The sequence below is a fragment of the Mycobacterium sp. NGS57 genome (assembly GCF_059812405.1).
In genome coordinates this window covers 62,303-85,978 of sequence record NZ_JCALCP010000005.1, presented here as the reverse complement: position 1 = coordinate 85,978, position 23,676 = coordinate 62,303, and the positions used below count along the sequence as shown (strand labels likewise).

At 69.8% G+C, this 23,676-nt stretch carries 29 protein-coding genes; 19 read left to right on the top strand and 10 right to left on the bottom strand.

The genetic code is table 11. From position 1 onward, the window contains the following. Positions 1-6 precede the first annotated feature (6 nt). From AC5Y43_RS11360 to AC5Y43_RS11325, 8 genes are all read left to right on the top strand, one after another. Positions 7-1,278, top strand: a complete 1,272-nt coding sequence (locus AC5Y43_RS11360) for an alpha/beta hydrolase domain-containing protein (RefSeq protein WP_499972370.1) — start codon at positions 7-9, stop codon at positions 1,276-1,278. Further along, positions 1,275-2,291 carry a phosphotransferase family protein gene (locus AC5Y43_RS11355; protein ID WP_499972369.1) on the top strand — a complete coding sequence of 339 codons (1,017 nt, stop codon included), beginning with the start codon at positions 1,275-1,277 and terminating at the stop codon, positions 2,289-2,291. The genes AC5Y43_RS11360 and AC5Y43_RS11355 overlap by 4 nt, the downstream gene beginning before the upstream one ends. Next, positions 2,292-3,503, top strand: coding sequence for a CaiB/BaiF CoA transferase family protein (locus tag AC5Y43_RS11350; protein ID WP_499972365.1), 1,212 nt, complete (start codon positions 2,292-2,294; stop codon positions 3,501-3,503). It abuts the gene before it with no gap. After that, positions 3,500-3,913 carry a Zn-ribbon domain-containing OB-fold protein gene (locus AC5Y43_RS11345; RefSeq protein ID WP_499972364.1) on the top strand — a complete coding sequence of 138 codons (414 nt, stop codon included), beginning with the start codon at positions 3,500-3,502 and terminating at the stop codon, positions 3,911-3,913. The genes AC5Y43_RS11350 and AC5Y43_RS11345 overlap by 4 nt, the downstream gene beginning before the upstream one ends. Beyond that, a complete protein-coding gene (locus tag AC5Y43_RS11340; RefSeq protein ID WP_499972362.1) occupies positions 3,910-5,112 on the top strand; it encodes a thiolase family protein in 1,203 nt (400 codons plus the stop codon). The genes AC5Y43_RS11345 and AC5Y43_RS11340 overlap by 4 nt, the downstream gene beginning before the upstream one ends. A 115-nt stretch (positions 5,113-5,227) precedes the next feature. After that, positions 5,228-5,827, top strand: a complete 600-nt coding sequence (locus tag AC5Y43_RS11335) for a TetR/AcrR family transcriptional regulator (protein ID WP_499972842.1) — start codon at positions 5,228-5,230, stop codon at positions 5,825-5,827. A 27-nt stretch (positions 5,828-5,854) separates the two neighbouring features. Further along, the gene (locus AC5Y43_RS11330; protein WP_499972360.1) at positions 5,855-7,123 is read left to right on the top strand and encodes a cytochrome P450; all 1,269 of its coding nucleotides are present in this window, start codon (positions 5,855-5,857) and stop codon (positions 7,121-7,123) included. A gap of 19 nt (positions 7,124-7,142) precedes the next feature. Further along, entirely contained in the window at positions 7,143-7,631 is a 489-nt protein-coding gene (locus tag AC5Y43_RS11325) for an Rv2253/PknI dimerization domain-containing protein (RefSeq protein WP_499972357.1), read from the top strand. Positions 7,632-7,654: 23 nt separating this feature from the next. On the opposite strand, the gene AC5Y43_RS11320 is transcribed toward AC5Y43_RS11325, so the two are convergent. Both AC5Y43_RS11320 and AC5Y43_RS11315 read right to left on the bottom strand, forming a co-directional pair. After that, entirely contained in the window at positions 7,655-8,125 is a 471-nt protein-coding gene (locus AC5Y43_RS11320) for a DUF1772 domain-containing protein (protein ID WP_499972355.1), read from the bottom strand. Next, the gene (locus AC5Y43_RS11315; protein WP_499972353.1) at positions 8,122-8,520 is read right to left on the bottom strand and encodes an ester cyclase; all 399 of its coding nucleotides are present in this window, start codon (positions 8,518-8,520) and stop codon (positions 8,122-8,124) included. The genes AC5Y43_RS11320 and AC5Y43_RS11315 overlap by 4 nt, the downstream gene beginning before the upstream one ends. Positions 8,521-8,595: 75 nt before the next feature. On the opposite strand from AC5Y43_RS11315, the gene AC5Y43_RS11310 reads away from it, so the two are divergent. Together AC5Y43_RS11310 and AC5Y43_RS11305 are read left to right on the top strand one after the other, a co-directional pair. After that, entirely contained in the window at positions 8,596-9,195 is a 600-nt protein-coding gene (locus AC5Y43_RS11310) for a TetR/AcrR family transcriptional regulator (RefSeq protein ID WP_499972351.1), read from the top strand. Positions 9,196-9,228: 33 nt separating this feature from the next. Continuing rightward, complete coding sequence (locus tag AC5Y43_RS11305; protein ID WP_499972349.1) at positions 9,229-9,780, top strand: TetR/AcrR family transcriptional regulator; 552 nt, start codon at positions 9,229-9,231, stop codon at positions 9,778-9,780. Here AC5Y43_RS11305 and AC5Y43_RS11300 read toward each other — a convergent pair. Further along, the gene (locus AC5Y43_RS11300; RefSeq protein ID WP_499972347.1) at positions 9,777-10,946 is read right to left on the bottom strand and encodes an acyl-CoA dehydrogenase family protein; all 1,170 of its coding nucleotides are present in this window, start codon (positions 10,944-10,946) and stop codon (positions 9,777-9,779) included. The genes AC5Y43_RS11305 and AC5Y43_RS11300 overlap by 4 nt on opposite strands. Before the next feature lie 67 nt (positions 10,947-11,013). Here AC5Y43_RS11300 and AC5Y43_RS11295 point away from each other — a divergent pair, with 67 nt between their 5' ends. Together AC5Y43_RS11295 and AC5Y43_RS11290 are read left to right on the top strand one after the other, a co-directional pair. Beyond that, positions 11,014-11,697 carry a TetR/AcrR family transcriptional regulator gene (locus tag AC5Y43_RS11295; RefSeq protein ID WP_499972346.1) on the top strand — a complete coding sequence of 228 codons (684 nt, stop codon included), beginning with the start codon at positions 11,014-11,016 and terminating at the stop codon, positions 11,695-11,697. Beyond that, complete coding sequence (locus AC5Y43_RS11290; RefSeq protein WP_499972345.1) at positions 11,639-12,289, top strand: enoyl-CoA hydratase-related protein; 651 nt, start codon at positions 11,639-11,641, stop codon at positions 12,287-12,289. Before AC5Y43_RS11295 ends, AC5Y43_RS11290 begins: the two co-directional genes overlap by 59 nt. A gap of 2 nt (positions 12,290-12,291) precedes the next feature. Here AC5Y43_RS11290 and AC5Y43_RS11285 read toward each other — a convergent pair whose 3' ends face one another. Then, entirely contained in the window at positions 12,292-12,660 is a 369-nt protein-coding gene (locus AC5Y43_RS11285) for a ClpX C4-type zinc finger protein (protein ID WP_499972344.1), read from the bottom strand. A gap of 101 nt (positions 12,661-12,761) precedes the next feature. Between AC5Y43_RS11285 and AC5Y43_RS11280 the strand changes: the two genes are divergently transcribed. From AC5Y43_RS11280 to AC5Y43_RS11265, 4 genes are read left to right on the top strand one after another with little or no spacing between them, the layout of a single operon-like run. Further along, a complete protein-coding gene (locus tag AC5Y43_RS11280) occupies positions 12,762-13,097 on the top strand; it encodes a hypothetical protein (protein WP_499972342.1) in 336 nt (111 codons plus the stop codon). Between the two features lie 2 nt (positions 13,098-13,099). Beyond that, the gene (locus AC5Y43_RS11275) at positions 13,100-13,843 is read left to right on the top strand and encodes an Rv3717 family N-acetylmuramoyl-L-alanine amidase (RefSeq protein WP_499972841.1); all 744 of its coding nucleotides are present in this window, start codon (positions 13,100-13,102) and stop codon (positions 13,841-13,843) included. A gap of 9 nt (positions 13,844-13,852) precedes the next feature. Beyond that, entirely contained in the window at positions 13,853-14,461 is a 609-nt protein-coding gene (locus tag AC5Y43_RS11270; RefSeq protein WP_499972341.1) for a class I SAM-dependent DNA methyltransferase, read from the top strand. Continuing rightward, entirely contained in the window at positions 14,458-15,150 is a 693-nt protein-coding gene (locus tag AC5Y43_RS11265; RefSeq protein WP_499972339.1) for a haloacid dehalogenase type II, read from the top strand. Before AC5Y43_RS11270 ends, AC5Y43_RS11265 begins: the two co-directional genes overlap by 4 nt. On the opposite strand, the gene AC5Y43_RS11260 is transcribed toward AC5Y43_RS11265, so the two are convergent. The 3 genes from AC5Y43_RS11260 to AC5Y43_RS11250 all read right to left on the bottom strand — a co-directional run bounded on the left by AC5Y43_RS11260 (position 15,140) and on the right by AC5Y43_RS11250 (position 17,429). Further along, positions 15,140-15,688, bottom strand: coding sequence for an ester cyclase (locus AC5Y43_RS11260; RefSeq protein ID WP_499972338.1), 549 nt, complete (start codon positions 15,686-15,688; stop codon positions 15,140-15,142). The two genes, AC5Y43_RS11265 and AC5Y43_RS11260, sit on opposite strands and share 11 nt — an antisense overlap. A gap of 86 nt (positions 15,689-15,774) precedes the next feature. Beyond that, entirely contained in the window at positions 15,775-17,070 is a 1,296-nt protein-coding gene (locus AC5Y43_RS11255; protein WP_499972336.1) for a cytochrome P450, read from the bottom strand. 8 nt (positions 17,071-17,078) lie between these two features. Next, the gene (locus tag AC5Y43_RS11250) at positions 17,079-17,429 is read right to left on the bottom strand and encodes an MmpS family transport accessory protein (RefSeq protein WP_499972334.1); all 351 of its coding nucleotides are present in this window, start codon (positions 17,427-17,429) and stop codon (positions 17,079-17,081) included. Between the two features lie 72 nt (positions 17,430-17,501). Between AC5Y43_RS11250 and AC5Y43_RS11245 the strand changes: the two genes are divergently transcribed. Beyond that, positions 17,502-18,587, top strand: a complete 1,086-nt coding sequence (locus AC5Y43_RS11245; RefSeq protein ID WP_499972331.1) for an NAD(P)H-dependent amine dehydrogenase family protein — start codon at positions 17,502-17,504, stop codon at positions 18,585-18,587. Positions 18,588-18,684: 97 nt separating this feature from the next. Then, entirely contained in the window at positions 18,685-20,340 is a 1,656-nt protein-coding gene (locus tag AC5Y43_RS11240) for an Hsp70 family protein (RefSeq protein WP_499972330.1), read from the top strand. Between the two features lie 13 nt (positions 20,341-20,353). Here the strand turns inward: AC5Y43_RS11240 and AC5Y43_RS11235 are convergent, their stop codons facing one another. From AC5Y43_RS11235 to AC5Y43_RS11225, 3 genes are all read right to left on the bottom strand, one after another. After that, positions 20,354-20,737: a hypothetical protein gene (locus AC5Y43_RS11235; protein ID WP_499972328.1), complete on the bottom strand. Its 384-nt coding sequence runs from the start codon at positions 20,735-20,737 to the stop codon at positions 20,354-20,356. Positions 20,738-20,806: 69 nt separating this feature from the next. After that, positions 20,807-21,907, bottom strand: coding sequence for a class I SAM-dependent methyltransferase (locus tag AC5Y43_RS11230; RefSeq protein ID WP_499972326.1), 1,101 nt, complete (start codon positions 21,905-21,907; stop codon positions 20,807-20,809). Between the two features lie 13 nt (positions 21,908-21,920). After that, complete coding sequence (locus tag AC5Y43_RS11225) at positions 21,921-22,877, bottom strand: SDR family oxidoreductase (RefSeq protein WP_499972324.1); 957 nt, start codon at positions 22,875-22,877, stop codon at positions 21,921-21,923. 63 nt (positions 22,878-22,940) lie between these two features. Here AC5Y43_RS11225 and AC5Y43_RS11220 point away from each other — a divergent pair, with 63 nt between their 5' ends. Beyond that, complete coding sequence (locus AC5Y43_RS11220) at positions 22,941-23,630, top strand: SHOCT domain-containing protein (RefSeq protein ID WP_499972322.1); 690 nt, start codon at positions 22,941-22,943, stop codon at positions 23,628-23,630. Positions 23,631-23,676 lie beyond the last annotated feature (46 nt).

Here is a 23,676-nt window from a genome sequence, read left to right as displayed (position 1 = left end):
CGGGAGATGCCCACTGGCCCAGGGGTTCCCGAGACCAGCGCCACCCGGCCACCATCCGAATTCGACGAAACCCTACCGGAATTCGCGGCCGACTACACCGAGACCGAGCACCTGCTCGAAGGCACCGCCGACACCTACCAAGGCCCCGCGACCGGACCGGCAACAACCGCCACCCAAGGGCATCGCTACGTCACCCGGGTCCTGGTGCGCTACCCGGACACAGCGCGGTTCAGCGGCCGCGTCCTCGTCGAGCCGTTCAACACCACCTACGGAGTCGACCGCGACGCGCTGTGGTTGCACGTCGCCGGGCTGCTGCAGGCGCAGGGCGACGCGTGGGTCGGCATCAGTGTGCGCACCTGGTCGGCACAAGAACTCAAGCGCCGCGACCCGCTCCGCTACGCCGGCGTCGACATCCCCTCCAACGACCTCGTCTGGGACCTGCTGCGCACGGTCGGCGCGCTGGCCAAGACCGGCTGCCTGTTGGGACAGCTCCCGGTCCGCCACGTATACCTGGGCGGCTATTCCCAAAGCGCCGTCGACACCGCCACTTTCGCCGCGGCCTTCGGCAAGGTCTACGACGGCTATTTCCCCGCCTCACACGCGGCCAGCCTGACACCGCTGGCCGTCGGCGAGGGCCTGCCGCGATTCGAATACGCGCCCATGCCGGCCGTCGGCGTCCCGGTCATCGAGATCCAACCGCAAAGCGACGTCGAGGGATTCGCCTTCGAGTCCTTCGTCAACCCCGGCAGCGCCTCGGTGCGCCGCGACGACAGCGACGACCCCGCCGACCGCTTCCGGCTGTACGAGATTGCGGGGGCGCCGCACGCCGCCACGATCACCGGCTGCGACGGCGACGGCTCGAGCTTCCCGATGCCGGCGTTCGTTCGCGCCGCGCTGCGCAACCTGTTTCGCTGGTCCGAGGACGACATCGCGCCACCGCGGGCGCCGCGGATCGCGCTGCGCGTCGACGACACCGTGGCCGAGGCGGCTGTCGACCGGTTCGGCAACGCCATCGGCGGGGTGCGGTCGCCGTTCCTCGACGTGCCGCTCGCGCGCTACCAGGCGCACTCCACGCCGGGGCCACTGTGCGCGCTCGCGGGCCGGGAAACCCCGCTGCCGCACGAGGTGCTCGCCGAGCGCTACGGTGACGCGCAGACCTACCTCGCCGAGTTCACCACCAGCCTCGACGAGACGATCGCGGCGGGCTTTCTGCTCGAGGAGGATCGCGCGGCGATCCTGGAAGACCAGACCGCCAAAGCCAAGGCCGCGTTCGCATGACCGTGCAGACCGTTCCCGTCCCGGACACCCTCGACCGAGCGCTGTCCCCGGAGTGGCTCACCGCGGCGCTGCGCCCCCGCATGCCGGGCATCGACGTCGTCGCGGTAACCCCCGGCCCGGTCGTCGACCGGATCTCCACCAACGCAAGGTTTTCCATCGACTGCGCCGACGGCGCGTCGCACGCGCTGTGCGTGAAGGGCTACTTCAACGACATCGGCCGCGCCGCCCCCTACATCGGCGCGCCGGAGGCCGGCTTCTACCGGGACCTGGCCGCCGCCACCGGGGTGCGCACGCTGCGCGCCGTGTACGCCGACATCGACCCGGCGACGCGCCATGGCGTCGTCATCAGCGAAGACGTTGTGGCCCGAGGTGCCACGTTCCTGGACGGCAACAGCCCCTACAGCCCCGACCAGACCGCCGACACGCTCGCCGAGTTCGCCCGGCTGCACGCGGCCACCTGGGCCGACCCGCGCTATGCCGACGTGCCGTGGCTGGCGCCGCGACTGGGCCGCGTGCTGGAGGTCTGGGGTGAATCGAAAGCGATCGAGATCATCACCCGTAACCTCGACAGCGGGCGCGACGCACACCGGCTGGTCGACGCCTACCGCGGGCTGATGACGCCGGAGGCGGGTCCGTGGTGCGTCATCCACGGCGATGCCCACGTGGGCAATCTCTTTGTCGACAGCGCCGGCGTCGCATCGCTGGTCGACTGGCAGCTGGTGCAGCGCGGCAAGTGGTACCTCGACGTCGGGTACCACATCGCCTCGACCCTGACCGTCGACGAGCGCAGGCGCACCGAACGAGACCTGTTGCGGCACTACCTCGATGCGCTCGCCTCCCACAGCGTCACACCGCCGCCGTTCGACGACGCCTACCGCGCCATCGCCCGCGGCATGCTGCACGGCTTCTTCCTGTGGGGCATCACCACCAAACAGCCGCCGCCGGTCATCGCCACCCTGCTGCACCGGCTGGGCACCGCCGTCGCGGATCACGACGCGCTCGGGAGGCGATAGATGGACCACACGGCGTTCGAGGGGCTGCGCGTGGTGGAGCTCGCACAATGGGTGTTCGTCCCGGTGGCCGGGGCGCTGCTGGCCGACTGGGGCGCCGACGTCATCCGCATCGAACGCCTCGAAGGTGACCCCTACCGCGGCCTGGCGACGCAGGGCATCGGCACCGACCGCGACGGCGTCAATCTCTCGATGGCCCTGGCCAATCGGGGCAAGCGCTCGATCGCCTTGGACCTGCGCCACGAGGGCGGCCTGGCCGTGCTGCACGAATTGCTCGGCTCCGCAGACGTTTTCCTCACCAGCCTGCGCCCCGGCGCGCTGGGCCGCCTCGGCCTCGACGCCGACACATTGCGGCAGCGCTATCCCGCGCTGATCTACGCCCGCGGACACGGCTTCGGCGTGCGCGGCCCCGACGCCAACCAGCCCGGCTACGACAGCTCGGCGTTCTGGGCGCGCGGGGGAGTGGGCCACATCCTCACCCCGCCCGAGCGCGACTACCCGATCAGCCAGCGCGGCGCGATGGGCGACCGAAACGGCGCCATGGCACTGGCTTTCGGCATCGCCGCCGCGCTACTGAAGCGCGGCAAGACCTGCGTGGGTTCGGTGGTCGACGTGTCGCTGCTGGCGACCGCGATGTGGATGCTGTCCTCGGATCTGCTTGCCGTGCTGAACGGCGGCGACGCCGGCCCGGTCGGGGGTCGGGGCCCGCAGGTCAACCCGCTCACCGGCAACTACCGGACCAAGGACGGCCGCCACATCCAGCTGATGTTCCTGCAGGGCGACCGGTACTGGCCGGGATTCTGCCGGCTGGTCGGCCGCGACGACCTCCTCGACGATCCGCGCTTCGCCGACATGGCTGCCCGACGTGCGAACGCGGAGGCCTGCGTGGCCGAGCTGGACGCGGTGTTCGCCCGCCACACCCTCGCCGAATGGCGCGAGCTGCTCGCCACGCTCGACGCGCCCTGGGCCCCAGTGCAATCCGTTCAGGAGGTCGCCGAGGACCCGCAGGTGGCCGCCAACGGCTACGTGGGCGAGGTCGAGCTGGACGGCGGCCAGGCCTACCGCCTGCCCGCGGTGCCCGTGCAACTCGACGAGCGGCCGCCGCCGCTGCGGCGCGCCCCCGAGCACGGCGAGCACACCGAGGCGCTGCTGCTCGAGCTCGGCTACGACTGGGAAGCGATCGCCAAACTCGCCGAACAGGGCGTGATCCCGTGACCGGGCGGCCCGTCCCGGTGCCCGACGAGACGTCGGCGCCGTTCTGGTCGGCCGCGGCCGAGCACGTCCTCACCGTCGCGCGCTGCGGCCGGTGCGCCCGGTTCGCCATGCCCACCGACATCGTCTGCCCCCATTGCCATTCCAGCGATCCCGGGTTCGAATTCACCCCGGTCAGCGGGCGCGGTGCCGTGCGGTCGTGGACCGTCGTGCGCCAGGCGCTGCTGCCCGGCTTCGACGACGACCTGCCGTTCGTGCTCGTCGACGTCGAACTCGCCGAGCAGGACGACGTGCGGCTGATCGGCCGCCTGCTCGACGGACCGGACGCCGACCTGCGCGTCGGCGCCGCCGTCACCGCCGCCTTCGAAGACCTCGCGCCCGGCGTGGCCGTCCCCGCCTTCGAGCTCGCGTGAGCGGCCGGTTCGCGGCGAGCAACAAGGTCGCGATCGCCGGCTACGCGCAATCGCCGATCCAGCGCCGCGCCGAACGGCCGCTCGGCGCGCTGGCCGTCGACACCGCCCGTGACGCGATCGCCGACGCGGGGCTGCGCGCCGAGCAGGTCGACGGGTTCGTCAGCTCCAGCCTGCTGCCCAGCGCCGGGGGTCAGGCCGCCGAGGACGGCGTCAGCACCGTCTCGTCGGCGTGGCTGGCCCAGCACCTCGGCGTAAACCCGCGCTACGTCGCCGGTTTCGAGGGCATCGGGCAGATCACCGGCTCGGTCGGCATGGCCGTCAACGCCGTCGCCAGCGGCGCCGCCGACTACGTGCTGCTGCACCGCGCCCTGCACAACCCCGCCGGCCGCTATCACGCCAACCCCATGCGCGAGGCGCGCGGACCGCAGCAGTGGACCGCGCCCCAGGGGTTTTTCGGGCCGCTGGCGATGATCGCACTGCCCTACACCGAATATTTGCAGCGCTACGGCGCCAAGCGGGAATCGATGGCCGCCGTCGCGGTGGAAGCCCGCAAGAACGGCGCGCGCATCCCGTGGTCCTTCTGGCACGACCGGTCGCTCAGCGCCGACGAATACCTGCAGGCGCCAACGCTTTTCGACCCTGTCTGCCGCTACGACTGCGACATCCCGGTCGACGGTGTCGCCGCGTTCGTCTTCACCTCGGCCGAACGCGCCAGGGACCTGCCGCACCCGCCGGTGTACGTCGCCGGGTACGCGGCCGGCGTGCCCGTCAAGCGCCGGCTTCCGTTGCACTGGCCGCTGGACGACATCGTGCAGGGCGGCGCCGAGACGGCGCGGCGGCTGTGGGAGCACGCGGGGATCGGGGTCGGCGACGTCGACCTGCCCCAGGTGTACGACGGGTTTTCGCCGTTCGTGTGGCTGTGGCTGGAGGTGCTCGGCCTGTGTCCGCCCGGCGAGGCGCACCGCTTCGTCGAGGCCGGCGGCATCGACAGCGACCGGCCCGGCGGCATCCCCGCGCTGTCCGGCGGCGGCGCGCTGGGAAACGGGCGCATGCACGGCATTCCGCAGATGCTGGAGTGCTATTTACAGCTGTCGCGGCGCGCCGGGGACCGGCAGCGCGACGGCGCGACGATCGGGCTGGCGTGCCATTCGTCGCCGCATTTCGGTGGCGCCGTCGCCTACAGCGCGGAGCCATTTTGAGAGTTGTGCTCTCAGAATTAGTAGAATATCGTTCTACTGTTACTGGCGTTTAGGAGTCGCGGTGACGGTTCCGTCGGAGTCCTGGGTGGAGCGCGCAGTCGATCGGTCTGCCGCCGTGCAGCGCTCGCGCACGCGCATCGCCAACCAGGTGCGGCTGATGCTCGACGCCGCCCAGCGGCTCATCCGGGACAAGGGCGACTTCACCACCCAGGATCTGGTCGTCGAGGCCGGCGTCGCGTTGCAGACCTTCTACCGCTACTTCGCGTCCAAGGATGAGCTGCTGCTGGCGGTGATCGGGGACGCGATGACCGAGGCCTGCGAGCGCTGGTCGGAGGCCGCCGCCGGCATTTCGGATCCCATGGAGCGGTTGCGGTTTTACATCACCGCGCCGCTCGAACAGTTCGACAACGGCGGCGCCGGCGGCATGCGGTTCGTCGTCTCCACGCACTGGCACCTGCACCGCATCTTCCCCAAGGAGCTGGCCGAGGCCGGGAAGCCGCTCCTGGAGCTGATGCTCACCGAGGTCAAAAGCGCCACCGACCGCGGGCTGCTGCACCCGCGCAATCCCGAGTCCGACGTCTGGTTCATCGTCGAGCTGCTGCGCGCGACCTACCACTACTACGCCTATGCGGCCAGGCCCGACGATGACCTGAATCACATCAAGGAAAGCATCTGGCAGTTCTGCAGGATGGCGCTGGGGGCGTCGCCCGCATGACCGTCGACCGCACGGGAAAGGTTGCGTATGAACGACTTTGAGGCGCTGGACTTCTTCACCGACCCGACGTTCGTTCCCGATCCTCATCCCTATTTCGACTACCTGCGCGGACAGGGCCCCGTGGTCCGGGAGCCGCACCACGGCGTCGTCGCCATCACCGGCTACGACGAGGCCATGGCGCTGTACAAGGACGTCGACTCGTACTCCAGCTGCATCGCCGTGGGCGGGCCGTTTCCGCCGTTGCCGTTCGAACCGGCCGGCGACGACATCAACGGCCAGATAGAGCAGCACCGCGCTCGCATGCCGCTGCACGAGCACATGGTGACCATGGACCCGCCCGAGCACACCCGGGCCCGGTCGGTGCTGAGCCGCCTGCTGACGCCCGCGCGGCTGAAGGAGAATCAGGACTTCCTGCGTCGGCTGGCCGACCAGCAGCTCGACGAGTTCGTCAAAGACGGCGAATGCGAGTTCCTCGAGGCGTATTCGAAGCCCTACGCGCTGCTGGCCGTCGCCAACCTGCTCGGCGTGCCCGAGGCCGACCACGCGGAATTCCGCGCGGTATTCGGGAATTCGCACACCGTGGGCAATTTGGAGCACGACCCCGCCGCGATCAACCCGCTGGACTTCCTCGACGAGAAGTTCAGCTTCTACATCGAGGACCGCCGCCGCGAGCCGCGCGGCGACGTGCTCAGTGAGCTTGCGGCCGCGAAGTATCCGGACGGGTCGACGCCGGAGGTCGTCGACGTCGTGCGCACGGCCACATTCCTGTTCGGCGCCGGCCAGGAAACGACCGCCAAGCTGCTGGGCGCCGCGCTGCGAATCCTGTGCGACCGGCCCGATCTGCAGCAGGCGTTGCGCGACGACCGCAGCCTGATCCCCGCGTTCATCGAGGAGACGCTGCGGATGGAAAGCCCGGTCAAGACCACGTTCCGGCTGGCGCGCAGGTCGACCTGCGTGGGCGGCGTCGACATCCCGGCCGGCACCACCGTCATGGTCGCCCCGGGCGCAATCAACCGCGACCCCAGGCGTTTTGACGACCCGCACGAGTTCCGCCTCGACCGCGGCAACGTCCGCGAGCAGATCGCGTTCGCGCGCGGTGTGCACACCTGCCCCGGCGCGCCGCTCGCCCGCGTCGAGGGCAAGGTCTCCCTCGAGCGCATCCTCGACCGGATGGGCGACATCCGGGTGGACGAAACCAAACACGGCTCGGAGGCCGATCGTCGCTATACCTACGCCCAGAGCTACATCCTGCGCGGGCTCAACGAACTGCACCTGCGGTTCACGCCAATTTCCTAGGCGGTCAGCGGTGTTGCGGATGATGGTGGCGGCGGTCCCGGCGGTGGCGTTGGCGCTCGCGGCGCCTCCCGCGGCGGCCTCCGGCGACGAGTGGGGACTCAACGGAACCTACCTCGCCACGTCGAACGGCCAGTGGGCGCAAACCAACGAGATCTACCGCGACGAGGCCAGCGTCCGCAGCACCTGGACGGTCACCATGACCTGCAGCACGCCCGTCGAATGCACCGGACGGGTCACCAGCGATCTCGGCTGGAGCGCCGACGTCGGCATCCACGGCAGCGAGTACGTCGTCAAGCGCGACATCCCCAACTGGGAGCCCTGCCCCGACGGGTCGGCGCGCACCGGGCATCAGATCTACCGGTTCTATCCGGTCGACGAAAAGGGCTGGGTTTCACAGGGTTCGACGATTCTCGCCGGCTTCGACAAGACCGTCGGCGACAGCGGTGCCTGCGGCATCAACAAGGCGCTGGTGATCACGATGCCCTTCCGCCTGGAAAAGGTGGGCTGAGCTCCCTCGCGATGAGCGGGCCGTCACATCATGAGGGCGACGCACAGCGCACAAACGGCAACGCCCTGTAGCGCAGCGCGGACATTGATGATGCGGTCCCAGTCCGATTGCAGCGCACGGGCGTTCGCCGGCACACTGTGAGCTTCGGCCGCGGCCGTCAGTTGCCGGTTGATCGGAGCGCTCACCCGCAGGTACAGCCCGAGCCAGACCAGCAGCAGTGCGACCGCCGCGCCCGCGAGGGCTGCCGCGGTCCATCGGCCCGCCGCAGCCGCGGCCAAAGCGCTCACCGACGCGCACACCACCCCGACCACTCCCGGCAGCGGCATGCGCCGGTCACCGTAACGGTGCACACTGCCCATCACCGCGACGAGCGCCCGATCGTCGATGCGCGCCAACGCCGGTCGCTGCACCATCGCGCAGAATGCATCGGTGCCGAACACCACCGCGGTGCCCAGCACGGCAAGCACCGCGGCCACCCGGGCCAACTCGGTCACGCCGCCCCCAGCTGCCGAAAAAGCTCCAGGGTGTTGAGCTCGTCCCAGTGCTCGGCGAACATGTCGTCGGCGACGCGCCAGATATCGATGGACCGCATCTCGATTGGCCGCCCGGTGGCCGGGATCCCCATGAAGTCGCCGCGGTGGCTGCCGCGGTAGACGAAGCGGCCGACCACCCGATCGCCCGAGACGACAAGATCCTCCATGGTCGCGGTCAGGTTGGGGAATGCCGCGAAAAACGACGCCCAGAACTGCCGGTTGGCCTCGCGGCCGTCGGCGACGAACGCGTTGTGATTGCGGTAGTCGCCGGCCACGAAGCCGTCGACCCTATCCGCGTCGTGATCGTTGAGCATCCCCAGGTAGGCATGGGCGAGCCGTTCTCCGGTACCAGTCATGTTAGCAATGCTAACCCCACGACAGGCGGCTGTCAATAGCGTTGCTAGAAAATCTAGCGATGCTAAAATACGGAGATGCCCAACGAAGACCGCCGTTCCCGGGAGCGCGCCGCGCGCCGTCAACTGATCGTCGACACCGCCCGCCGGGTCGCGGAGGCCGAGGGCTGGGACGCCGTCACCACGCGGCGGCTGTCGACCGAGATCGAATACAGCCAACCCGTGCTCTACAAACACTTCGCGGGCATGGACGAGATCGCCGCCGCCGTCGCGCTCGACGGCTTCGCCGAGCTGGCCGGCCGTACCCGCGCGGCGCGCGCCGACGCCCGAAAGCCCGCCGACGTGCTCGCCCGCCTGGCGTACGCCTACCTCGACTTCGCCCGGGACAACCCCGCCGTCTACGACGCGATGTTCACCGCCGGCACCACGCTGCGCTTCGCCGAAGCGGACACCCCACCCGCGCTGGTTGCCGGCTTCGCCGAACTGCGCCAGGCGATGGACCCGATCACCGAAGACCCCGACACCCTCGCCGAGGTGTTCTGGGCCGCACTGCATGGGCTCGTCTCCCTGAGCCGCAGCGGCCGGCTACGTCCGGACCACGAGCGAGAACGCGTGGACGCGTTGATCGCCCGCTTCGTGCCGTGGATCGCGAAAACGCGCATATCCGCAATCGGTTGAGGACACACCAACGGCCACAAGTAATCTGACCCGGTGGCCACGAATAGCCGTCTGACGGTCGAACAGTGGCTGGAGGCCGGCTACACCTTGCTCGCCGAGCACGGGGTGCGCGCGCTCAAGGTCGACCGCCTCTGCGAGCAGGTCGGTGTCACCCGCGGCAGCTTCTACTGGCACTTCGAGGACATGGGCAGCTTTCGCGCCGCCCTCGTCGACTCGTGGAACACGTTTTTGGAGCGCGACCGGCAATCGCTGGCCGATCTTGACGCGTTGCCCCCGCGGGACCGGTTGTCCGCCATGATGATTGCACTGGTGAGCCCGCAGCACTGGATGCTCGAACGCGCGATGCGCGAATGGGCGCGCACCGACCCGGCCGCGGCCGCCAACATCCACGCCGCCGACCGCCGGCTGCTGCGCGCGGTCGCCAAGGCGTACAGCGACTACGGGTTCAGCTCCGCCGACGCCAGGCTGCGCGCAGAGCTGACGTTCGCGGCCGGGATCGGGCTGCTGCACCTGGCCGGCTCGGCCGCCGAGGCGCAGCGGGCGACCCAGCGCGAACGGTTCCTGGACCTGATGCTGGCCGACTAGACCATCGCGATCGGCGAGATCTTCGCGCCAATCGCCAACGCGCCCGCCAACTCTCGGGCCATGTCGTAGTCGAACACGACGTGCCCGGACGCGATGTCCACGTCGCGCTTGAAACGCTGCAACGGGTTCGACAGAAACTGCGCGCTGGCACCCGAGGCCTCCAGCAGGTCGGCGATGATCGCCCGGCTCTCGTGCACCGTGTGGGCGGCCGCCACCCGCGCGTCGGCCCGCACCGCGCGACCCACCCGCTCGCCGGCCGCGACGAGACGCTCGATGCCGGCGGTCGTCTCGGCCACCAGCGCCCGCAGCGCCCGCAGCCGCACCCGCGCGTCGGCGAGCCGGATCTGCGCGGACGGCTGATCCTTTTGCGCCACACCGCTATAGGCCAGGACGCGTTCGCCGAGGCGCCCGGCGAACAACTCGGTCACCCGCTCGGCGGCGCCGAGCACCGGCATCGACGCCGTCAGCGCCAGCGCCGGCACCAGCGGCCACCGGTACGTCGGCGCGTCGTGAAAGCCCGCCCCCGGCGCGGTCCCGCCGTAGATGTCGGCCACCGCGACGATGCGGTGCTCGGGGACCAGGGCGTCGGTGAGGACGATGTCGTGAGAACCGGTGCCACGCATGCCCGCCGTGTACCAGGTGTCGACGACCTCGACCTGCTCGGCGGGCACCACCGCGAGCACCGGATCGATGCGGTCGGGCCGCTCGACGAGCGCCCCGACGATCATCCAGTCCGCGTCCATCGCGCCCGTCGCCCACGCCCACCGGCCGGTCAGGCGCACCCCGCCGTCCGCCGGGGTGCCGCGCCCGGTCGGGGCCAGGGGAGCCGGCGCGAGCACCGGGCCCGAGGCGAACACCTCCTCCTGCGTCCGCGGATCGAACAGCGACAGCATCCAGTTGTGCAGCGCATAGAACCCCAGCGTCCACGCACTGGACGCACACCCGTGCGCCATCAGCCGGATGGGTTGCAGCAGTTCGGGAAACGGCGCCTGCAGGCCGCCGAAGCGCGTGGGAAGCAGCAGCCGGAACAGATCGGTCTGCCGGAACTCGGCGACCGTCGCCGCGGGCAGCCGGCGCAGCCGCTCGGCCTCCTCGGCGCGCTCGGCGAGCCGCTTGACGAATTCGTCTGGGATCCCGTGCATTGGCTGAGTTTCTACCACGGACATGCCGTCGACCGTAACATACCTTTTAGTATGGTTTCTAACAGAGCGTACGCTCTGTTATGCTGCCGAAGTGCCACGTCCCCGCGTGTATGACCAGGACCGGATCCTCGATGCGGTCGAGCGGTTGGCGGTGCAGTCCGGACCCGCGGCGGTCACGATCCGGGCGCTCGGCGACGCGATCGGCGTCTCCAACGGCGCGGTCTATCACACGTTCGGTTCGCGCGCGGGCCTGGTGGGCCACGCCTGGCTGCGCGCCGGGCACCGATTCCTCGCCGCGCAAGGCGAATTGATCGATGCCGCACCCGAAGGCGTTGCCGCGGTGGTGGCGGCGGCCGGGGCGCCGGCGGTGTTCGCCGAGACCCATCCGCACTCCTCGCAGCTGCTGCTGACCGTACGCCGCGAGGAACTCCCGGGGCCCGAGACACCGAACGAGATCGCCGCGCAACTGCGCGACCTGGACCGGCTGCTGGTGGAGTCCATGATCCGGCTGGCCCGCGGCCTGTGGGATCGCAAGGACGCGGCGGCCGTCGACGTCATCACCGCCTGCGTCGTCGACCTGCCGACCGCGATCCTGCTGCGCCGCAACCGAATCGACGACCCGGACGCGCGCGAACGTCTGGCGGCCGCCGTCCGCGCCGTCCTGGCCGTCGGCGCACCGCCATTGCCAAAACGCAAACGACAGAAAGGAAGCACCCATGGCACCGACCCTGAGCTGGGACGGCAAGATCGCCGTCCTCGACCTCGGCGAGGATGAAAACCGGTTCTCGCCGGAGTTCCTGGACACCGTCAACGACCAACTCGACGACGTCGAAAAGGCCGGCGCGCACGGCCTGGTTACCACCGGGGGCGACAAGTTCTACACCAACGGGCTGGACCTGGACTGGCTTGCCGCCCACGCCGAGCAGACACAGGCCTACATCGGACGGGTGCATGCGCTGTTGGCGCGTGTCCTGACGTTCCCGGCGCCGACGGCCGCGGCGATCACCGGGCACGCCTTCGGCGCGGGCGCCATGCTCGCCATCGCCCACGACGTGCGGACGATGCGCGCCGACCGGGGCTACTTCTGCTTTCCCGAGGTCGACATCCGCATTCCGTTCACGGATGGGATGGCCGCGCTGATCCAGGCCAAGCTCACGCCGCGGGCCGCGGTCGCCTCGATGACCACCGGGCGGCGTTTCGGCGGGCTCGAGGCGGCCGAGTACGGCATCGTCGACGCCACCGCGGCCGAGGGTGAGGTGACCGGCGCGGCCACCGACCTGCTGCGGCCGTCGGCCGGCAAGGACCCCGGCACGCTCGGCGCGATCAAGCAGACTATGTTCCGCGCCGCGACTCAGGCGTTGACCTAAACCTATTCGCCGGAGAATCGCTCCCACGCCGACTGCCGCGTGATGCCCAGCGTCTGGCCGATTTTCGACCAGGTGAACCCGCGCCGGCGCAGCTCGCGCACCCAGGCGCGCAGGTCGGCCTCGACCTGCTGGGCCACCACCGCGATGCGGGGGACGTGGTCGAGCATCTGCTCGTCGCTCATGGCGTCCCAGATCGGCAGCCGAAGCTCGTTCGGCTTCTCGCGATACTCGTCGATGATGGCCTGCGACAGGTCGATACATTCGTTGCAGATCTGCACGCCCGGCCCGGCCACCAGCTTGTCGACATCGGTGTTGGACTTGCCGCAGAACGAACACCAGATCTGCGCGGTCGCGTTGGCTGTGGGACTCATCGACACCCCCAGTTGTCAGGCTGGTCCTGACAAACCGTACGACGTCAGGGTGGCCCCGACAAGGGCCCGCCGTTGTCGGTAGAGCGGCGTATCTTTCGGGCATGAGCAAGTCCAGGGCGGGCTCGGGTGGCGGGTTCGGCGCGTTCGTGGTGGCGATGCTGGTCATCTGGGTCATCATCAAGTTGATCTGGTGGATCGTCGGAGCCGCGGCCCTGGTCGGCCTGTTCTTCGTGGTCCGGGCGATCGCGCGCGACAACCGCAGACGCGCCAAGCTGCGCGCGGCCCACCTGGCCGCGATCGCCGCCCGCGCCGATCAGCAGCACAACTGGGTGCTGCGCGGCGACGACCGCGGCATCTACGGCGCCGAGGGTGCCGAGCTCATGCACTACCTCTATCCGGCCCGCCAGCAGGTGCAGCGACTACGATCACGCGCGTGAACCTGACGCGGCGCGACGCCTTGCGGTACGCCGCCGTCGCGCCGGCGGTGCTCGGCATCGGAGGGCTGATCGCCGCCCCACGGGCGGGCGCCGGCATCGCGGGCATGGGGGTCTTCCTCGACCCGGGCCACAACGCGGTCAACGACGCCTCGATCACGCGACAGGTCCCCACCGGCCGCGGCGGCACCAAGCTGTGCAACACCTCGGGCACCGCCACCGACGACGGTTATCCCGAGCATGCGTTCACGTGGGCGGTGGTCGGGCTGATCGGCGGCGCGCTCAACGACAGGGGCGTTCGCACGCAGCTGTCGCGGGCCGACGACGGCTCGGCCGGGCCTTGCGTGGACGAACGGGCGGCGCGGGCCAACGCGATGCACCCCGACGCGATCGTGAGCATCCACGCCGACGGCGGGCCGCCGTCCGGCTCCGGCTTTCACGTGAACTACTCCAGCCCGCCCCTCAACGACGCCCACTCCGGGCCCGCCATCGAGCTGGCCCACACGATGCGGGACGCGTTGGCGCACGCCGGCTTTCACCCGGCCACCTACATCGGCTCCGATGGCCTGTACGGGCGCGCCGACCTGGCCGGGCTGAACCTGGCCGAGTACCCGGCGGTCCTCGTCGAGCTGGGCAACATGAAGAACGCCGAAGACGCCGCGCGGATGGAAAGCGCCGACGGTCGGGCGCGGTACGCCGACGCCGTCGTCCAGGGGATCGTCGCGTACCTGAGCGCCAGGGCCGGTTAGCGTCGACCGGTGGAGTCCGCCGCCGACCGGGTCGTCGACCTCTATGAGCGCCACGCGATCGCGTGGTCGCGTGACCGGGGCGAACATTTGGTCGAAAAGGTCTGGCTGGACCGGTTTCTCGCGCTGCTTCCCGACGAGCCCACCCTGCTCGACATCGGCTGCGGCAGCGGCGTTCCGATGGCCCGCTATCTCGTCGAACGCGGCTGCCGGGTGACCGGGGTGGACGCGTCGGGCGCGATGATCGCGATGTGCGCCGAGCGGTTCCCCGGCCACGACTGGCACGTCGCCGACATGCGCGAGCTGGGCCTTGACCGGGCTTTTGATGCAATCATGGCCTGGGACAGCTTCTTTCATCTAACGCAGGACGATCAGCGCCGGATGTTCGCGATCTTCGCCCGCCACACCGCGCCCGGTGCCGCGCTGCTGTTCACCAGCGGCCCGTCGGCCGGCGAGCGGGTGGGTAGCTACCGGGGCGAGCCGCTGTACCACGCCAGCCTGGACGGCGACGAGTATCGCCGGCTGTTGCGCGACAACGGCTTCGACGTCGTCGCGCACGTCGTCGAGGATCCCGACTGCGGCGGCCATACCGTTTGGCTCGCGCGGGGGCGCGGCGAATGATCAAGGCGCTGTTGTTCGACGTGCAGGGCACGGCGACGGATTTTCATTCGACCGTGTGCGACGAGGCGAAAAGGATCAGCGCGGGGCGGCACCCGGACTCGGTTTGGCCCGACGTGGTGCGTCGTTGGCGCGCCGGCTATTTCGCGGCGCTCGAGGTCCCGCGCGATGAGTGGGTATCGGTGCACTCGGTGTATCGCCGCACCCTGGATACCGTCTTGGCCGACTGCGGCATCACGGGATTCCCGGACGCCGACCGCGACGAGCTCACGCTGGCCTGGCAGCGGCTGAGGCCGTGGCCGGACGTGCTGCCCGGGCTGACCCGGCTGAAGGGCGTCTACACGTTGGCCACGCTGTCGAACGCCGACGTGTCAGCGGTGGTCAACCTCTCCAAGCGTGCGGGCCTGCCCTGGGACGCGGTTTTCGCCGCGGAGATGGCCGGGGTGTTCAAGCCCGACGCGGCGATCTATCGCATGGCCGCGACCTATCTCGGCCTGCCGCCCGCCGAGATCATGATGGTGGCCAGCCACAAGTACGACATCCGCGCCGCGGGTGACCTCGGCTTCGCGACAGCCTTCGTCGCGCGCCCGCTGGAGTTCGGGGTCGACGGTGACGTCGACGTCGCCTACTCCGACGAGTTCGACGTCAACGCGTCCGACTTCCTCGACCTGGCCGACCAGCTCAGCTGGTAGCAAGTGCCGGGTCCGGCTTTTCCGAGGACATCGACAGGAACCCGCGCACGCAGCGCGCGGCCAGCAACCAGTTCGCCGGCTTCTTCATGTCCAGCCCACCCAGCAGCTGTTTGATCATCGTCAGGGTATCGAAGTAAATGCGTTCGCAGACAAGCGTTTCCGTCTCGTCAAACACAAAGTAGGCGGTCATCCGGACCCGGAAGCGACCGCCGGTGGGCGGAACCTTGCCGAGGTAGCCGCGATGGGTGCCCATCAGCCAGAACTCGACGATCACCGCGTCGGCGCTGTGCCGCAGCGCGATGATCTCGTGGTCCTGGTCGGGGAACGCGGTCCGCGTGTAGACGTAGTAGCCGCGCACGGCCTCGTCGCCGTCGTGAACGACCATTTGCGGGATCAGCTCGTAGCGCGGGTGCGGGAAGGTCGCCAGCACGTCGTCCCAGGCGTGGCGGACCTCGTCGTGGAAGTGGTCGAGCACGAGCTTCTGGCGCGCGGCCAGCACCTCGGGAGCGGGAAACGCGGGAATGGGGGGAGTGCTCACGCTCGTCAGCGTATGGCTTGCCGAGCAGACGCAAAAGCACCCGACACGCCGCGCGAAAGGGTGCTTTTGTGTCTGCTCGCCGAAGATCAGGAAGGCGGGGTCCAGGCGACCGGCAACCGCTTGATGCCGTGGATGAACTGCGACAGCAGGCGCGCCGGTTCCTCGACGGCGACGATGTCGGGGATCTCGCGCCGCAACTCGTCGAAGACGACCCGGATCTCGCGGCGGGCCAGGTTGGCGCCCAGGCAGAAATGCGCTCCGCCGCCGCCGAAGCCGAGATGCGGGTTGGGGTCGCGGGTGACGTCGAAAGCCCAGGGGTTGGCGAACTTTGACTCGTCGCGGTTGGCCGAGTTGTACCACAGCGCGGCCTTGTCGCCCGCGGCCATCTTGATCCCGCTCAACTCGATGTCGCGGGTCAGGGTGCGCCGCATGTACACCACCGGCGAGGCCCACCGCACGATCTCCTCGACCGCGGTGGGCGCCACACCGTCGTAGTCGGCCCACCACTTTTCGCGCTCCGATGGGTAGCGCGACAGCGCCAGCACGCCGTGGCTGATCGCGTTGCGTGTCGTCTCGTTGCCGGCCACCACCAGCAGGATGAAGAACGACGCGATCTCCTGCGACGTCAGCCGGTCGCCGTCCACCTCGGCCTCCACCAGGCTGGTGGTCAGGTCGTCGTGGTGGTTGGATCGCCGATCCTCGGCCAGCGCGCTGGCGTAGGCGCCGATGTCCATCGACACCTGCATGAACTCCTCGAAGTCCAGCGTCAGGTCGGGATCGCCGAACCCGAGAATCACGTTGGTCCAATGGAATACGCGCTGGTGGTCTTCCTCGGGGATGCCCATCATGTCGCAGATGATCTGCAACGGCAGCGGCCCGGCGAGCTCGCTGACCAGGTCGGCCTCGCCGTCGGGATGATTGGCGATCAGCGAGCTGACCAGGCGGTGGGCCCGCTCGCGCACCGATGCCTCGATGCGCGCCACCACCTTTGGCGTGAACGCCCGGCTGACGATCGAGCGCAGCCGCTGATGCCGCGGATCGTCGAGCACGATCATGGAACCGAAATACTCGGCCAGCTCCGGGGTCTGGTCGTTGATCGTGATCCCGCCCGCGGAACTGAAGATGTCCGGATGGCGGCTGGCGAAATGTACGTCGTCAAGCTTGGTCAGCGACCAATACCCGGTTCCCGACTCGAACCCCTCCATCTGGATCGCGGGCCAGAACGAGATCGGGGCCTCGCGGCGCAAGGTGGCGAAGGCGCCGTCGCGCACGTCGTCGTCGAGGCTCCAGAACTCCAGCGACTCGAGATGGATGTCGGCGAGCGGGATCTCGGGCGGCGGCGTCCCGTTGACCCGAGTCGCGATTCCGGTCGTGAGCGGCACCGGCGGACCTAGTGGGTGCACACGGTTCTGGCGGGCGCGCCCACCGTCGCCGTCGCGTCGCTCACGTCGTTGCCGTCGAGCAGGATCTTGCACCTGATGGGTCCCGCCCCCTGGGCGCTGACCACGAACACCTGCCCGCCGAAGGAGGTGAACTGCGTCGACCACGGCAGCTGCGCGTTCACCGCGCGCTGCTGGCCGTTGTCGGTCTGGTACGAAATGAATTCGGCGACGCCCGGGCCGCTCACCTCGTAGCGGACGCGCGGGTTGTCCGGCGGCGCCGCACCCGCCACACCGCACGCGTTCGCGAGCCCGATGCCGATCGCGAACAGGATCGCGGGCCGGCGCAGATGATTGGTCATGTTTCACATCGTGTCACCACGGACGTCGCCCGGTCTAGGGTGAACCGGGGGCTTATGGAGCGGAAGGCGAGCATGTCCGAAAGCGGCTCAAAGCGTGTGGTGGTCTGGGGCACCGGCTTCGTCGGCAGGATGGTGATCGCCGAGATCGTCAAGCACCCCCTGTTCGAGCTGGTGGGCGTCGGCGTCAGCAATCCGAGCAAGGTGGGCCGCGACGTCGGCGACATCTGCGGGCTGCCCGATCCGGTGGGCGTCACCGCGACCGACGACGTCGACGCGCTGATCGCGCTCGAGCCCGACGCGCTGGTGCATTACGGCCCGACGGCCTTGCACGCCAAGGACAACATCAAGCTGATCACCCGGTTCCTGCGGGCCGGCATCGACGTGTGCTCCACGGCGATGACGCCGTGGGTCTGGCCGACGATGCACCTCAACCCGCCGAACTGGATCGCGCCCATCACCGAGGCCTGCGAGCTGGGCGAGTCGTCCTGCTTCACCACCGGCATCGACCCCGGGTTCGCCAACGACCTGTTCCCGATGACGCTGATGGGGCTGTGCTCGGAGATCCGGCGGGTGCGCGCGTCGGAGTTGTTGGACTACACCAACTACGAGGGCGACTACGAGGTCGAGATGGGCATCGGCCGGGAGCCCGAATACAGCCCGATGCTCGAGGACACCAACATGTTGGTCTTCGCGTGGGGCGCCACCGTCCCGATGATCGCCCACGCCGCGGGCATCATGCTCGACGAGATCACCACCACGTGGGACAAGTGGGTGACCCCGACGGAGCGCACCACGGCCAAGGGAGTCATCAAGCCCGGGCACGTCGCCGCGGTCCGGTTCACCATCAACGGGGTCTACCGGGGTGAGACGCGCATCCAGCTCGAACACGTCAACCGCATCGGGCTCGACGCCGCGCCCGACTGGCCGTCGGGGCACGACAACGACGTCTATCGCGTCGAGATCGAGGGGACGCCGAGCATCTTCCAGGAGACCGCGTTCCGGTTCACCGACGGCTCGGGCCGCGATGCGGCGACGGCCGGGTGCCTGGCGACGGGGATGCGTGCGCTCAACGCCGTGCCGGCGGTCAACGACCTGCGGCCGGGTTGGGTGACCCCACTCGACCTGCCGCTGATCGCCGGGGAGGGCGCCATCCGCTGAGCGGGTCGTACAGCTGACGCATAGCTAACGCTTGGATGGGAAACAGCTTTTGGCGGCACAATGGGGCGGGTGCCGCCGCATACGGGGGATTGAGTAGATGGCCGACAGAGCAAGAACCGCGCTGGGCTTGTCGATCGGCGCCACCAACCTGGCGGCCGTGACCGATGACGTCGCGATCACCCGCAAGCCCGTTCTCACGCTCTACCGCCAACGCCCGCCCGAGGTCGGCGTGCCGTCGGAGAACTCCAGGCTCGACGAGCCGGGACTGGTCGTCACCGATTTCGTGAACCGGGTCGGCGATCCGGTGGGGATCGTGGCGGCCGACGGCTCGGCGCATCGCAGCGAGGCCCTGGTCGCCGATGGGTTGCGGGCGCTGGCCTACGCCGCCGCCGGCCGGCCCCTGCCCGACGCCGTGGCGGTGAGCTATCCGGCCCATTGGTCCGCGAGGGCGGTCGACGCGCTGGGCGACGCGCTGGGCCGGGTGGCCGAATGGTCGCACCGCGCGCGGCCGCTGTTGCTGATCCCCGATGCGGCCGCGGCGCTGGCCGCGGTGCGGGCGAATCCGGGCCTACCGGCCCGCGGGACCGTGGCCGTGTGCGACTTCGGCGGCAGCGGCACCAGCATCACGCTGATGGACGCGGCCGGCCGGCCCGTGGCACCGACCGTGCGGCACCACGACTTCTCCGGCGACATGATCGACCAGATCTTATTGACCGCCGTCGTGGACAGCCTGTCGAACACGGTCGGCTCGTTGAGCCGGCTCCGCACCGGGTGCCGCGGCGCCAAGGAGCAGCTGTCGTCGGGCACGGTGGCCACCGTCGCCGACGAACCGCCCGTCCGGCTCGGCCGGGCCGATCTCGACGAGGCGATCCGCGGGTCACTGACCACCTTCGTCGATGTGCTGGACGATACGTTGCGGCGCAACGGGATTCGCGATCTGGCCGCAGTGGTCGCGGCGGGAGGCGGGGCGAGCATGCCGACGGTCACCACGACGCTGTCGGCACATCTTCGGGTGCCGGTGATCACGACGCCGCGCCCGCACCTGACGGCCGCGCTGGGCGCCAGCGTGCGCGCGGCCCAGGATGCGGGGGACGACAGCCCCACCGCGCTGATTCCCGCCGCGGCGACGGCCGCGGCGCGGATGCTGACGCCGACCAGTCCCGCGCCGACCAGCCCCGCGCCGACCAGCCCCGCGGCGGCCGCGACCACCGAGGGCCCGGTGCTCGACACCTCCGCGCTGGCCTGGCCGCAGGCCCGCACTTCCGCTCGTCCGGCCGTCAAGGCTGAGCAGGATGAGCAGAGCGAACACCCGGAGCCCCCGGCCGCGGATCCCGAGTCTCGTCGACGCAGGCCCGCGCTGCTGATCATCGGCGGTTTGGTGGCGCTTTTGCTGGCCGCGGGCGCCGCGGCAGCGATCGCCTTGGGCTCCGGAAGCCGGCCTGCGACCAAGCCGACCCCGCCGGCGGTCAGCACTGCCGTGCCCCGGCCGGCGGTGCAACCCCCGCCCAGCGCCGAGGAGAGCCCACCGGCGACGACGGAACCGCCCGCGCCGCCGGAGGCTCAGCAGGAGACGGTCGCTCCGGCGCCGCTCGCCCCGGAACCGGCCGTCAGACCCGTGGCGCCAGGCCTTCGCATCCCGCGTATCCCCGAGATCCCCGAGCTTCCGGCCCTGCCGCCGATCCCGGGGATCAACGAGCCGATTCCCGGCCTGCCCGAGATCCCGACGTTGATCAGCCAGCTCGGTCCTCGCTGAAACAGCTTGCGGCTCAGCTTTTTTCGCCCTTGTTGTCGGCCGCGGCGGCCTCGCGCAGTTGGTCGTTGAGCGCCTTGTCCTTCTCGACCTGTTCCTTGTACGCTTCCTCGTCCCGGTCGCTGTCGGTCTGGGCGTTTGCGTCTGAGCCCTCGGGCGCCTCGGTTTTCGGGTTGCCCTCGTCGTCCAGCCAGTCGTTGACCGCCGTACCGGTGACCATCGCGGCCGAGCCGGGCAGCACCACGGTGGGCCGCTCCTCGTAGGCCGTCATCATCTCGGCGGCCTTCTTCTTGTCGTCGTCGTCCGGCTCCGGCTTTTCGGTCGGCGGCCGGTCCTCGGCCTCGTCGGTTGCCTGCTGATCGGCTTCTTGACCAGCCTCTTTGTCGTCCTGCACGCTCATGCACGTATCCCCTCGAGAGTCGCAGTATTCTCCCGGGTTACCCGCCGCGGTGTCGTGTCGAAACTCTCGTCAGTGCTCGCGTTTGACCAGCACCACCGAGGCCAGCGGAATCCGCATCGGCTCGGGCGCGCCGGCCAGGCGCGCGGCGACGGCCGCCTCGAGTTGGTCGACGAACTCCGCGGCCCGCGGGTCGTCGGGGCCACCGTCCAGCCCGCTCGCCAGGGCCCCGAACAGCGCTGCCCGTGCGAACGCCGCCCACTGCGCGCCGAAAGCCGCTGTGTCGTCGTCGGTTTGAAGCCTGGCCCAGAATCGGTCCTCGGCGTTGAACGTCTCGAGATGTTCGATAGTCAGGCTCTCGAACCGGCCGCTGGGCGCGAACGGCGCACGAAAGTCCTTCTCGCCGCGGGCAACTGTGGGGATGGCCAGGCGGCGCCGCTCGTCGTCGCTGATCAGGCCGTCGCGCGCCTGTTCCGCCAGCGTGGCGACGATCGCGTCGAGCAGCGGCCCGAAGCCGGGGGTGCCGTCGTCGTCGATGGCCAGCGTCAGCACCACCAGCCGCCCGCCGGGGGCCAGCTCCCGCCCGCGGAACGCCACGAAGTCGTGCCAGTCCAGGGCGGCCTGGTGGGCATAGGCCGCGCGGGCCGCGTCGTCGCCGCTGTGGGCGACGTGCACGTGATCGTGGAGCTCGCACGGTATCCGGCTGACCCACTGGGTGGCCCACGACGTCCAGCCGAGGTTGACGGTGTTGGACGGCACGATCTGCCCGTAGAACGACCGGCCGATGGCCGAGGCGAAACCCTTTGCGTCCGTGTGCAAATAGCTGTCCGGGTCGTCGGCGAGGGTCCGGAACAGCGCCGTGAAGTCGTTGTCCGGCACGTCGGTGTGGGTCACCAGGATCGCGTGGTCGGCGCGGGTGCGCCGGCGCAGCACCGCGATGCCCGCCGACAGCGGCTTCAGCGAGTTGTGCCCGTTGGCGGCACCGTAGTCGGCGACGACGATCGGCTGCGGGGCCGCGGGCAGCGGCACCTCCTCCGCGGCCCGCTCGAACAGCGCGACGGCGTGCGCCAGGCCGGCGGCCTGCAGCCGCGACGACTGGGTGTAGGTGGCGCTGGCCGGCGGCTCGGGCCGGACCACGATGCTTGATTCGGGCAGACGAGATTCCGGCCGCATGGGCCCACGATAGTCAGTCGGGTTGCGGGTAGCGCACGCCGGTGAGCTGCTCGGAAAGCTCCCACAGTCGCCGGCAGTCGTCCTCGTTACGGGCGCGCGCGGGCACCTTGGCCGGCCTGACCCCGCCGCCGGCCAACTCGCCGATGCCGCGGGGGCCGTAGAACGCGCCGCCCTCGGCGTGCCGGGCGGCGGCCGCGTACAGCGCCGGCAGGATTCCCTCGTCGATTTCTTGCCACAAGAACGGCGCGAACCGCCAGGACGTCTTGTACAGCCGCTCCATCAGCGCGGGCCGTTCGCGGCCGTGCGACGGGCCGCTGATCTGGAGGTTGGTCTTGGTCAGCCCGGGGTGCGCGGCATTGGACACGATGCCCCACCCGGCCGCGCGGCTGCGCCGGTCAAGTTCGAGGGCGAACATCAACACCGCCAGCTTCGACTGCCCGTAGGCCGACATGGCGGCGTAGGACTTCTCGAACTGGGGGTCGTCGAAGTGGATCTTGCCGCTTTGGCGGGCCGCGAGGCTGCTCAGCGAGACGACGCGGGCGCCCTGCGCGGCGCGCAACAGCGGCAGCACGTGACCGGTCAGCGCGAAATGCCCGAGATGGTTGCTGCCGAACTGCAATTCGAAGCCGTCGGCGGTGGTGTCGCGGTCCGGGGGCGTCATGACGCCGGCGTTGTTGATCAGGATGTCGATCGGTCGGCCCTCGGCGTTGAGCTGCTCGGCCAGCGCGGCGACGGAGGCCAGCGACGACAGGTCGAGGGATTTGATGCTCAGCTTGGCGTCGGGGACGGTGGCGCGGATGTCCTCGATGGCCTTGTCACCCTTGGCGCGGTTGCGGATCGCCATCACGACGTCGGCGCCGGCGGCCGACAGCCGCCGCGCCAGCCCGAACCCCAGCCCGCTGTTGGCCCCGGTGACGATTGCCAGCTTGCCCGACAGATCGGGCACCGTGGCGACGAGATCGTTGGCCATGCGTGTCACTCCCTTCGTGTGAGTCCCGTCCCAGTGTGCCCGTTTGCGTGACACACTGCCTGGATGAACAGCAGACGGCTCGCGAAGATTTCGCTGGCCGGCGCCGTGGTGATGATGGTCGTGGCGGTGGGCGGCTTCATCGTCACCCTGGTGCTCAACGCGTTCGTGCTGGACAAGTACAACGCCTACGGCGAGGTGCCGATCCCGGGCTCGGCGAATTTGTACCTGCCCGCTGGTGAGGTGACCGTCAGCCTGCACACCGTCGTGATCGGCAGTTCGCGCGGCGGGTTGCCGGTGCCGCCGCTTGGGGTCACGATCGCGCCGCCCGAGGGCGTGGCGCAACCCGCGGTGACCGAAAACATCGGCAGCACAACGACGGTCAACAACGACGCGCGGGTGCGCGTGTGGGTGGCGCAGATCCCCGTCAGCGGCACCTACACCGTGACCACCGACGGCCAGGTCAACGGGTACATCAACCCGCGTCTGGCGTTCGGCCACAACAGTTCCTACGGTTTTTTGGTGTGGGTGTTCGTCGGGCTGTTCGTGGTGGGCCTGGTCGATGCGGTCGGGTCCGGTGTGTGGCTTTCGCGCACCCGGCGCCGGGCCGTGGTGGCGGCCGCGGTGGCGTACGAACCCAGCGACCAGGGCGTCCGCCTCGAGCGGCTCAAAACGCTGGCGGGGCTGCGGGATTCCGGGGCGCTGACCGAGGAGGAGTTCGAGACCGAGAAGCAGCGGATCCTCGACGGGTACTGAGCTTTCGGATCGCCGAGCGTGCAGCTGTTGCGAAATTCGGCGCGAA

What these genes read in the sequence shown, in the direction of transcription:
- AC5Y43_RS11360 (WP_499972370.1), top strand. Translation starts at nt 7, where the DNA reads ATGCCCACTGGCCCAGGGGTTCCCGAGACCAGCGCCACCCGGCCACCA.
- AC5Y43_RS11355 (WP_499972369.1), top strand. Translation starts at nt 1,275, where the DNA reads ATGACCGTGCAGACCGTTCCCGTCCCGGACACCCTCGACCGAGCGCTG.
- AC5Y43_RS11350 (WP_499972365.1), top strand. Translation starts at nt 2,292, where the DNA reads ATGGACCACACGGCGTTCGAGGGGCTGCGCGTGGTGGAGCTCGCACAA.
- AC5Y43_RS11330 (WP_499972360.1), top strand. Translation starts at nt 5,855, where the DNA reads ATGAACGACTTTGAGGCGCTGGACTTCTTCACCGACCCGACGTTCGTT.
- AC5Y43_RS11325 (WP_499972357.1), top strand. Translation starts at nt 7,143, where the DNA reads ATGATGGTGGCGGCGGTCCCGGCGGTGGCGTTGGCGCTCGCGGCGCCT.
- AC5Y43_RS11315 (WP_499972353.1), bottom strand. Translation starts at nt 8,520, where the DNA reads ATGACTGGTACCGGAGAACGGCTCGCCCATGCCTACCTGGGGATGCTC.
- AC5Y43_RS11310 (WP_499972351.1), top strand. Translation starts at nt 8,596, where the DNA reads ATGCCCAACGAAGACCGCCGTTCCCGGGAGCGCGCCGCGCGCCGTCAA.
- AC5Y43_RS11300 (WP_499972347.1), bottom strand. Translation starts at nt 10,946, where the DNA reads ATGTCCGTGGTAGAAACTCAGCCAATGCACGGGATCCCAGACGAATTC.
- AC5Y43_RS11290 (WP_499972345.1), top strand. Translation starts at nt 11,639, where the DNA reads ATGGCACCGACCCTGAGCTGGGACGGCAAGATCGCCGTCCTCGACCTC.
- AC5Y43_RS11285 (WP_499972344.1), bottom strand. Translation starts at nt 12,660, where the DNA reads ATGAGTCCCACAGCCAACGCGACCGCGCAGATCTGGTGTTCGTTCTGC.
- AC5Y43_RS11280 (WP_499972342.1), top strand. Translation starts at nt 12,762, where the DNA reads ATGAGCAAGTCCAGGGCGGGCTCGGGTGGCGGGTTCGGCGCGTTCGTG.
- AC5Y43_RS11265 (WP_499972339.1), top strand. Translation starts at nt 14,458, where the DNA reads ATGATCAAGGCGCTGTTGTTCGACGTGCAGGGCACGGCGACGGATTTT.
- AC5Y43_RS11250 (WP_499972334.1), bottom strand. Translation starts at nt 17,429, where the DNA reads ATGACCAATCATCTGCGCCGGCCCGCGATCCTGTTCGCGATCGGCATC.
- AC5Y43_RS11245 (WP_499972331.1), top strand. Translation starts at nt 17,502, where the DNA reads ATGTCCGAAAGCGGCTCAAAGCGTGTGGTGGTCTGGGGCACCGGCTTC.
- AC5Y43_RS11240 (WP_499972330.1), top strand. Translation starts at nt 18,685, where the DNA reads ATGGCCGACAGAGCAAGAACCGCGCTGGGCTTGTCGATCGGCGCCACC.
- AC5Y43_RS11235 (WP_499972328.1), bottom strand. Translation starts at nt 20,737, where the DNA reads ATGAGCGTGCAGGACGACAAAGAGGCTGGTCAAGAAGCCGATCAGCAG.
- AC5Y43_RS11230 (WP_499972326.1), bottom strand. Translation starts at nt 21,907, where the DNA reads ATGCGGCCGGAATCTCGTCTGCCCGAATCAAGCATCGTGGTCCGGCCC.
- AC5Y43_RS11225 (WP_499972324.1), bottom strand. Translation starts at nt 22,877, where the DNA reads ATGGCCAACGATCTCGTCGCCACGGTGCCCGATCTGTCGGGCAAGCTG.
- AC5Y43_RS11220 (WP_499972322.1), top strand. Translation starts at nt 22,941, where the DNA reads ATGAACAGCAGACGGCTCGCGAAGATTTCGCTGGCCGGCGCCGTGGTG.